The sequence below is a fragment of the Amycolatopsis sp. NPDC003861 genome (assembly GCF_053605405.1).
In genome coordinates this window covers 18,445-27,386 of sequence record NZ_JBSGJD010000120.1, presented here as the reverse complement: position 1 = coordinate 27,386, position 8,942 = coordinate 18,445, and the positions used below count along the sequence as shown (strand labels likewise).

Sequence of the window (8,942 nt, the reverse complement as noted above, 5' to 3'; positions counted from 1 at the left end):
GTCGCGCTCGTGGCCGTCCTGCTCGTGCTCGGCGGGGTGCGCTGGCTGGTCCGCCGCCGTCGCGCGGCCGCCGAGCCGGTCGAGCCCGCCTCCGGCGGCGCGGCCAGCCCGGCCTCGATCTGGAGGGCCCGCCCGACGCCGACCGACGCGGAGTAGTCGGCCACGGCCCAGAACAGCCCCACGCTGACCAGCACGAATGCCGCCACCCACTCGGCGGTCGCCACCGCGGCGGGCACCACCCGGCCGGACCGGGCCGCGAGCAGGCGTGACGCGGACACGAGGAACAGCACGCCGAGGGAGAGCCCGGCGCCGGGAACCGCGTACGACGAGGCGAACGCTTCGGGACGCACCACGCCGACGGCCGCCACGGCGAGCCCGGCCACCCCGCCCGCGACGGCGACCGGGGTCGCGAGCCGGAGCAGCCGTTGCCAAGCCGCGTCACCGAGCCGGGCGCGCAGGAAGCGGTACAGCCACAGCAGCGCCAGCACCCCCGCCAGCACGACGGCGATCGGGGCGAAGAGATCGTCGGCGCTGCGGACCAGGTAGTCCTGCGCGGTCAGGCCCATCGTCGAGAGCGGGACGCCGAAGTAGTCGAGCAGCCAGGTGGCGTGCTGCCTGCCGAAGAAGAACAGCAGCCCGGTGAGCACGGTCGTCGGCGCGATCACCGAGCCGAGCACGCGCAGCGCCTTCGACGGGCTTTCGGGCGGCGCGGCCGGAGGAGGCGCGGGCCGCAGTGAGCGAAGCCGTTTCGCCATGGCCGCGCCTACTCGGTCGGCTGGGGCGGTTCGGTGAAGTCCCCGCACGGATCGGCGAGCACGAAGGTGATCGTGTCACCGCGGTAGATCGGCACCGACTGGATGATCCGCACGACCTTGCAGTCCAGTTGCGGGTCCGGGGGCCCTTCGACGGTCGTCCGGAGCGTGACGCAGAGGGTGCCGCCGCACTCGTCCGCGAGCTGCGCCTCGGTCACCGGCCCCAGCGCCGCGTAGGACGTGCCGATGATCTCGATCGGCGCGGTCCGCACGGGCGACCCCTTCGCCGGCGGTTTCGCCGTCGTGACCTTCGGAGGCGTCGGCGGTTTCCTGGGCGACGTCTTCGCGGGGGACGAGCCGGTGGTGGTCCGGGACGGCGGAGTCGCCGGTGCGGCGGCCGTGGCCGACGGGCCCGAGCCGGTGGGCGGCTCGCCGGGGGAGTCCGTGGTCGCGGCGCCGGTGGAGGCGGACGGCGGCGGATCCGGCGTCCCCGGTGGTTCCGGGGTGCCGCAGCCGGCCAGCAGCAGGGCCAGGGCCGTCCCGATCGGGCCGGCGATCCGTCGCATGGGTGCCTCGCGTTCTCCCACTCCCCGAAGCAGTAGTCGCCGGGGGCCCGGAGCCGGTTACAAGATCGGTCCGGCTCAGCCGAGGTACCGGCGGTAGCCCTGGGCCGCGGCCCGGAAGCCCAGCGACTCGGAGAAGGCGTGCGCGCCGTCGCGGCCGGACCGGGACAGCAGCTGGACCTCGTAGCAGCCCGCCTCCCGTGCCGCCGCGAAGGCCGCCGCCATCAGGGTGGCGCCCACGCCCGACCGGCGGTGTTCCGCCGCCACCACGACGTTCTCGACGAGCATGAACGGCCGCGCTCCCCGGGTGAGGTTCGGCAGCGTGGTGCAATCGACCGTTCCGACGACCACGCCGGCCGACTCCGCGACCAGGATCGCGCGTCCGGCCTGGCGCTCGATGGCCCGCCAGGCCGCCGCCGCGGCCTGCGGAGGCGGGGCGGGGTCGTCCGGGTGCAGCTCCCGGAACAGGGCGAGCAGGGCCGGCAAATCGGCTTCGGCGGCGGGCCGGGTCGTGATCGTCACGGTCCCACTTTGCCCTTACGGGCAGCCGGGTGTACCCGAAGGTTTGCCGTTGTGCGGCTGGCCCGGCCCGCGTGCCGCGATCATCGTGGAGGGACCGCCAGTGCGAGGAGGTCCGCCGGTGATCCACGAGGTCGACGAGGCGCTGCGCCGGCTGGTGAAGGACGAGGCGCTGCGGGGCAGCGAGGTCGACGTCGCCTTCGACGCACCCACCAAGGACTGGGCCGCCCGGCGCAACGCACCGACGGTGAACATCTACCTCTACGACGTGCGGGAGGACATGCGGCGCCGGTCGCGGGGGCTGCTCAACGAGTACGACCAGCGCGGCGAGGTCGCCGCGCGGCACCTGCCGCCCAAGCACGTCAAGCTGTCCTACCTGGTCACCGCGTGGACCCAGCGGCCCGAGGACGAGCACCGCGTCCTGTCCGACCTGCTGCTCGGCCTGCTGCGCTACGAAGCCGTGCCGGCCGAGGTGCTCACGGGGTCGCTGGCCGAGACCGGGCTGCCCGTCCCGATGACCGTCGCGCTGCCACCGCCGGAGGACCGCGCCTTCGCCGACGTGTGGACGGCGCTGGGCGGCGAGCTCAAGCCGTCGCTGGACGTCGTCGTCTCCGCGCCGATCCACAGCGGCCGCGTCTACCCGGCCGGGCCGCCCGCCAAGGAAGGCCTCAAGATCGACACCGGCGACGGCGAGCTCGTCGGGCACCACGTGTCCGCGGCCGGCGCCGTCGAGGGGCAGCGCCGGGTCGCGATGGCGCGCACCCACCGGAAGCCCCGGTGAGCCTGGAGTACCTGTTCGAGCGGCTGGCCCGGCTCGAACAGCGGATCCGCGACGCCGTCGACAGCCGTCGCGCGGCCGACCCGAACCCCGACGACCCCTTCCGCGGCCTGTACCTGTCCAACGAGACCATCGACGCCCTGCTGGAGGGGCTGCGCGAGCCGTTCACCCCGTTCACCGACTCCGCCCCGGACGGCCGGCTGCGCCCTCTCGCCGACCGCGCCGGGCTCACCGGCGTCGACGTCGAACTGCTGCTGGTCGCGCTGGCCCCCGACCTGGACAGCCGGTTCGAGCAGTTCTACGGCTACCTCAACGACGACGTGACCCGCCGCCGCGCCAGCGCCGGCCTCGCGCTGCGCCTGTGCGGGATCCCCGAGGCCTCGGCCGCCGGCCGGGCCCGGCTCGACGCCGACTCGCCGCTGGTCACCTGCGGCCTGCTCGCCGTGGGGGAGGAGGAACGGCCGTTCCTCTCGCGCACGCTGCGCGTCCCGGACCGGGTGGTGAACCACCTGCTCGGCGACGACCGGCTCGCGCCCGAGCTCGCCGGCTGCGCGCGCCTGGGCACCGAGCTCGTCGAAGTGCCGGGCACCGACCGGCTCGCCCGCGCGATCCGCGGCCGCGCCGGGCTCGTCTACCTGAAGGAACTGCCCGGCGGCGGGGCCGAGGAGCTCGGCGTCGGCGCGCTGGCCGCGGCCGGGTACCCGGCGCTGGTGGTGGACGCGCCGCGCTGGCAGGCCGAGCCCGGCCACACCGAGCTGACCGCGTCGCTGCGGCGGGAGGCGCTGCTGCGCGGCGCCGGGATCGTGCTCGGCCCGGTGGAGGACCCGCGGCTGGAGGAACTGGCGCACCCGGCGATCCCGCTGGTGGTGCACGGCACCGGCGCCTGGGACCCGCGCTGGAGCGCGACACCGCCGTTGCAGCTCGACGCCGTGCCGCTGTCGGGCGCGGCCCGCGCGGGACTCTGGCGCAGCCGCCTCGACGGCCGGCTCGCCCCGGGCGTCGACCCGGGTGAGGCGACCGCCCACTTCGTCCTGGGCCCCGGGCAGATCGCGCGTGCGGCGAAGGCGGCGTCGGTCACCGCGCTGGCCGACGACGACGGGCTGGTCCGCACCGCGCACGTCCGGGCGGGCGCGCGCAGCCAGAACGCCGCCGGCCTGCAACGGCTCGCGCGGCGGATCGAACCGGTCGTCGGCTGGGCCGACCTGGTCCTGCCGGCCGGCGTACTGTCCCTTTTGGACGAACTGGCGGCGCGGGCGCGCTACCGCGACCAGGTCCTCGACGAGTGGCGGATGCGCCCGGGCGGCGGCCGCGGCCGGGGCGTCACCGGGCTCTTCGCGGGGGATTCGGGAACCGGGAAGACGATGTCCGCCGAGGTGATCGCCGCCTCGCTCGGGCTGGACCTCTACACCGTGAACCTGGCGACCGTGGTCGACAAGTACGTCGGCGAGACGGAGAAGAACCTCGAGCGGATCTTCACCGAGGCGTCCGGCGTCAATGGCGTGCTGCTGTTCGACGAGGCGGACGCGATCTTCGGCAAGCGGTCCGAGGTCCGCGACGCGCACGACCGGTACGCCAACATCGAAAGCGCGTACCTGCTGCAGCGGATGGAGACGTTCGACGGGATCGCGGTGCTGGCCACCAACCTGCGGGCGAACCTCGACGAAGCCTTCACCCGCAGGCTCGACGTGATCGTCGACTTCCCGCTGCCGGACGTCGAACTCCGGCACCGGCTCTGGGACCGCTGCCTCGGCACCCGGATGCCGCGGGGGGCGGACCTGGACCTGGGCTTCCTCGCCGAGGCGTTCGAACTGGCCGGCGGCCACATCCGCTCGGCCGCGGTCACCGGCGCGTACCTGGCGGCCGAGGCGGGCCGGCCGGTGGGGATGAGCGACCTGGTCGGCGCGGTGGCCCGGGAGTACCGCAAGCTGGGCCGGCTCTGCCTCGACCGGGAGTTCGGCCCCTACCTGGCGATGGTGACCGACGGCTGAGCTGCCCGCAGGGGCAGCTTTCGCTGCCCGTCCGGACGGCGGCGCAGTCTGGCGCTCGGCCCCGCCGGCGGGGCAAGCTTTACGGGCGGAGGGAGCAAACATGCGCGGGCACAGTCACGACAACGACCTCGACCCGACCCTGCGGCCGAAGGGCGACCGCCTCGAGCGGGACGACCACGACCTCCTGGGCCGCGCGGCCGCGGCCGGCCGCACCGACGTCCTGGGCCCGGCCGGCCTGCTGGGCCTCCAGCGCGCGGTGGGCAACGCGGGGACGTCGTCGCTGGTGGAGGAGGACCGCTCGCCGGTCCACGACGTCGTCGGCTCGGGCGGCGGCGCCCCGCTGGACAAGGCGACCCGCGAGGACATGGAGACCCGCTTCGGCACGGACTTCTCCGACGTCCGCGTCCACACCGACAGCGCGGCGCACGACTCGGCGAAGTCGGTGAACGCCCAGGCGTACACGGTCGGTTCGAACATCGTGTTCCAGCGGGACAAGTTCGACCCGGCTTCGGATTCGGGCAAGCACATGCTGGCGCACGAGCTCACGCACGTCGTGCAGCAGCGCAGCGGCCCGGTGGACGGCACGGACGCCGGCGGCGGCGTGAAGGTGTCGGATCCTTCGGACCGGTTCGAGCGCGAAGCCGTGGCGAACGCCGACCGGCTGATGTCGGCGCCCGCTCCGGCTGCGGCCGTTCAGCGGGAGGAAGCTCCCGAGGCCGCCGAAGGCGAAGAGGACACGATGGCGCAGACGTTCGTGCAGCGTGAGGAAGAGGTCGAGGAAGAGGCCTGATCCGCCGCGCTACGCCTTGCCGTCCGGGCCGGTGAAGCCCGGGATCTCCACGTCCTTGCGGTACCGCTCGGCCGCGCCCGTGTCGGCGTCCTTGGAGCCCTTCTTGCTGTTGCAGGACGCGCACAGGACCTCGAGATTGCCCGGGTCGGCGTAGAACTGCGAGCGATCGCTCTGGCCCTTCGCCCGGCCCTGGGCGTTCCAGTGCCCGGCGACCGACTTCCGGTGGTCCAGCGCGTAGTTGTCGGCGTTGTTCGGCTTGACGCGGGCCGCGACGTGCGGGGCGATGCCCAGGAACGGGACCCCCGGGCAGGTGAACGTCACGCCGTCCGGCCGCATCACCGCGGCGATCTTGGCCGCGTCGTGGCCGCTGTACTTGTGGGAACCGCCGTAGAAGACCGCGCGGATGTCGTGGTACTCCGGCCGCAGGGTCTTGCCGTCGATCGTGTACTGCGTCTGGTCGGCGCCGCCTTCGGCCGGGGCGAGCTCGGGGCCGCCGTTCGGGGTGTTGGCCAGGAACTTGAGCACCGGGAAGGCCGGGCGCCCCTCCGAATTCCGGCCGACGGTGCGTTCCAGCTCGTACTGGAGCGTCACCCAGCCGTCGGGGCGGACGTCGGTGACCTTGGCGACCCGGTTGGTGGACTTCACGACGAACCGCTTGCCGAGGTAGACCTTCGCCTCGTCGACCGGCGCCATCGGCCCGAGCGGGAGTTCGCCGGTGTCGTCGGTCGGGTTGATCTCCAGGTGGGTCTTGAACTTGCCGTTGCTCGTGGGCACCAACGCGATGGTCGTGAGCCGGTAGGTGTCCTTGATCTTCGGCAATGCCGCTTCCACAGTGTGCTGGGTGGCGTCCGGCTTGCGCATCTCCGCGTCGGCCGCCTGCTTCGCCTGGGCCAGCGCCTGCTGCTTCTGGCCGGCACTGCGCGGGTCCGGGACCCCGCTGCCCTTCTTGCCCGTGAACTTCGACCAGATCTTCTTGCCCGCCTTGACGATCGTCCCCACGACCGAGTCGATCACCTTGCCCACCGGCGCCTGGACCTTCTCCAGCACCGACTTGATCTTCTCCGAGATCCCGCCCAGCCCCAACAGGCTCGCCAGGAACCCGAGCACCATCGGCAACGCCTTCGCCAGCGTCCGCTCGATCAGCCCGGCCACCGCGCCCGCGCCGCCGCGGGCGATCGACTCGACCGAGTCCAGGACCGAGTCCACGAATTCCTTGATCTGCGCGGCTTTGTCCACGAAGAACAGCACGATGTCGTAGATCGCCTTGCAGGCCTTGATGAACGCCGCCGCCGGGTTGAGCATCGAGATGATCCAGGTGAGGCCCGCCTTGACGATCTTCTCGACCACGAATTCCTTGATCCGGCCGAGCACCAGCTCCTTCAGGTCGCCCAGTTTCTGCACGATCCAGCGCCACAGGCCCGGCACGCCCTCGGTGATCAGGACCTTGACGACGTCGAGGGTCTGCTCCAGTTTCGCCAGCACCGGCTCCGGGATGAACCGCAGGATCCGCGCGCGGACGCTCGCCCAGGTCAGGCCCAGCAGCGACAGCACCATCTTCAGGATGCCCTTGGCGTCCAGCGCCTCCGGGATCTCGATGCCCGCGCTCGCCAGGTTGCCCAGCAGCCACCCCTTCAGGCCGTCCTTGAGGTGCTGGACGATGTTGGCGCCGAAGTTCATCACGCCGGTCTTCACCGCGTTGACCAGGTTGCCGAGGAACTCGATCGGCTTGGCGATGATCAGCCCGACCGCGTTCGCGGCCCGCGCCAGCACGCCGAGCAGCATGTCCTTCAGCTTCAGGATCGTCTCGATCGCGCCGCCGACCGCCTCCTTCGCCTTGCTCCACAGGCCCTTGTTCTCCGCCTGCAGCGCCGTGATCTCCTCGTCGACGGCGGTGCGGGCCTCGGTGTACTTCCGGGCCAGGTCCTCGACCAGCGCGTCCTGCTTCTCGTCGACGGACTTCTCGAGGTCGTCGAACTGGCCGCCGAACTCCTTCGCCGCCTCGCCCGCGATCTTGCGCAACGCCGGCGACTGGGACGCCACCTTCTGCTGCACGCGGGTGCGGCCGTCCGCGATCAGTTGCTTCGCCTCGCCCAGTTGCCGGCCGACGAAGTCCGCGATCTCGCCGATGACGGCCTGCATCTTCGTCTCGTAGACCTTCTTGGCCTCCAGGAACAGGTTGTTCGCTTCGGCCGGCAGGTCGGCGAAGAGGTCGTACGCCCAGCGCGCCGCGCCGGCGATGCCGTCGTAGCGCTCGTCCTTGTAGCGCTTCATCCGCGCCTGGTGGTCGGCGGTGAACGCGGCCTTGGCCTGCGCCTCGCCCGCCTCGAACTTCTTCGCCACCTGGTCGTCGAGCGCGCCCAGCACGCCCTCGACCTTCGTCTTGGTCTCGTCGAAGATCGCCTTGATCTCGCCGGTGATCCGCGCGCGGTCCTGCTCGTCCTTGGTCTTGGTGGCCGACTTGGCCGCCTGGCCCTTCTGCCCGGCCGACGACCGCGCGCCCGTCATGCCCGCCATCGCGGCCCGGCCGGACGCCTGTGCGGCGCCGGTGACCGCGGCCAGCTGCCCGGCCTCGGACTCGCGGACCGCCGCCGGCGCCGAAGCCGTGTGCTGTTCACCGGCCTGCTTCGCGGCCAGCGCGCCGGTGAACTCCGGCTCGTTGGACTCGGCCAGCTGCTGGTCGGTGACGCCCGCCGCGGCCATCGCGCCCCGGGTTTCGCACTGGCCGGCCCGCAGATCGGTCTGTTCGGGCGGCGCCTTGTCCGGGGTCGCCTTGCGCGGGTCCGGCGGTGCGAGTGCGGGCGGGGCCGGGGCTTCCGGCAGCGGCGTCACCGGCTTTTCCACGGCCCGGCCGGGGTCCGGCGGCTCCTTCGTCCGGTCGGTGACGTCCTTGGCCGAGGCGTCCTTGCCGCTGGTGACCTTGCCGAGGACCTCGGCCTTGACCTGGTCGGCCTTGCCGGAAGTGGCGAACTTGTCGGCGTCGTCGAGGTTCCCGGGTGCCTGCTTGGCGACCGCGGCGTTCACCGCGGCGATGAAAGCCGCCTTGTCGAAGCCGGCCGGCTTCGCCGCCGCCATCTTGTCCGCCTGGGCGGCCTTGGCCTGCGCTTCCTTGTCGTCGGCGGGCGCCACCGCGGCGTCCTGCGCCTTCTTGACCTCGGCGCCCGCCGGCGGGTGCGCCTTCGCCGTCTTCGCTTTGGCGCCGACGTCCTTCTCGAGCGACTGGAACTTCGGGTCGGTCGCCGGTGTCACGCCGGGCGGCGCGACCGGGGGAGCGGGACAGCTCTGCCGCTGCAGCGCGATCAGCCGGGACACCGCCACGTTGCCCGCCGAAGCCTGCAGGCGCAGCAGCGCGGGCGTGCTCGCGCGGCGTGCCGGACGGGCCGGCCGCGCAGGCTGCCCGGACAGCTCGCGTGGCGCTTGGTCCCGCCCCGTTGGCATGGGTTCAACTGTCGGTCCCCCCGGGCCGGTTGCCAACGACCGGACGGGCAGGCACGGCTGCCCGGATGGGCAGTTGCCTTTAAGGGCAGAGATCGGTTCCCGCGGGCCTAGCCGCAC

7 protein-coding genes are annotated in these 8,942 nt (G+C 72.9%); 3 read left to right on the top strand and 4 right to left on the bottom strand.

The genetic code is table 11. From position 1 onward, the window contains the following. From ACWEVN_RS27045 to ACWEVN_RS27035, 3 genes are all read right to left on the bottom strand, one after another. The coding region (locus ACWEVN_RS27045) for a hypothetical protein (RefSeq protein ID WP_452053159.1) at nt 1–755 on the bottom strand (755 nt) is incomplete at its 3' end. A gap of 8 nt (nt 756–763) precedes the next feature. After that, nucleotides 764–1,318, bottom strand: coding sequence for a hypothetical protein (locus tag ACWEVN_RS27040; RefSeq protein WP_452053158.1), 555 nt, complete (start codon nt 1,316–1,318; stop codon nt 764–766). A gap of 75 nt (nt 1,319–1,393) precedes the next feature. After that, a complete protein-coding gene (locus ACWEVN_RS27035; protein ID WP_452053157.1) occupies nt 1,394–1,837 on the bottom strand; it encodes an N-acetyltransferase family protein in 444 nt (147 codons plus the stop codon). Nucleotides 1,838–1,955: 118 nt separating this feature from the next. Here ACWEVN_RS27035 and ACWEVN_RS27030 point away from each other — a divergent pair, with 118 nt between their 5' ends. The 3 genes from ACWEVN_RS27030 (at nt 1,956) to ACWEVN_RS27020 (ending at nt 5,390) form a co-directional block, all read left to right on the top strand. Continuing rightward, the gene (locus ACWEVN_RS27030) at nt 1,956–2,615 is read left to right on the top strand and encodes a DUF4255 domain-containing protein (RefSeq protein ID WP_452053156.1); all 660 of its coding nucleotides are present in this window, start codon (nt 1,956–1,958) and stop codon (nt 2,613–2,615) included. Continuing rightward, nucleotides 2,612–4,600 (top strand): ATP-binding protein, encoded by a 1,989-nt coding sequence (locus ACWEVN_RS27025; RefSeq protein ID WP_452053155.1) that lies wholly within the window; start codon nt 2,612–2,614, stop codon nt 4,598–4,600. Before ACWEVN_RS27030 ends, ACWEVN_RS27025 begins: the two co-directional genes overlap by 4 nt. Before the next feature lie 100 nt (nt 4,601–4,700). After that, nucleotides 4,701–5,390 (top strand): eCIS core domain-containing protein, encoded by a 690-nt coding sequence (locus tag ACWEVN_RS27020; protein WP_449684904.1) that lies wholly within the window; start codon nt 4,701–4,703, stop codon nt 5,388–5,390. A 9-nt stretch (nt 5,391–5,399) separates the two neighbouring features. On the opposite strand, the gene ACWEVN_RS27015 is transcribed toward ACWEVN_RS27020, so the two are convergent. Then, nucleotides 5,400–8,825, bottom strand: coding sequence for a phage tail protein (locus ACWEVN_RS27015; protein ID WP_452053154.1), 3,426 nt, complete (start codon nt 8,823–8,825; stop codon nt 5,400–5,402). Nucleotides 8,826–8,942 lie beyond the last annotated feature (117 nt).

Coding starts and splice junctions, on each gene's coding strand:
- ACWEVN_RS27040 (WP_452053158.1), bottom strand. CDS start 1,318: ATGCGACGGATCGCCGGCCCGATCGGGACGGCCCTGGCCCTGCTGCTG.
- ACWEVN_RS27020 (WP_449684904.1), top strand. CDS start 4,701: ATGCGCGGGCACAGTCACGACAACGACCTCGACCCGACCCTGCGGCCG.
- ACWEVN_RS27015 (WP_452053154.1), bottom strand. CDS start 8,825: ATGCCAACGGGGCGGGACCAAGCGCCACGCGAGCTGTCCGGGCAGCCT.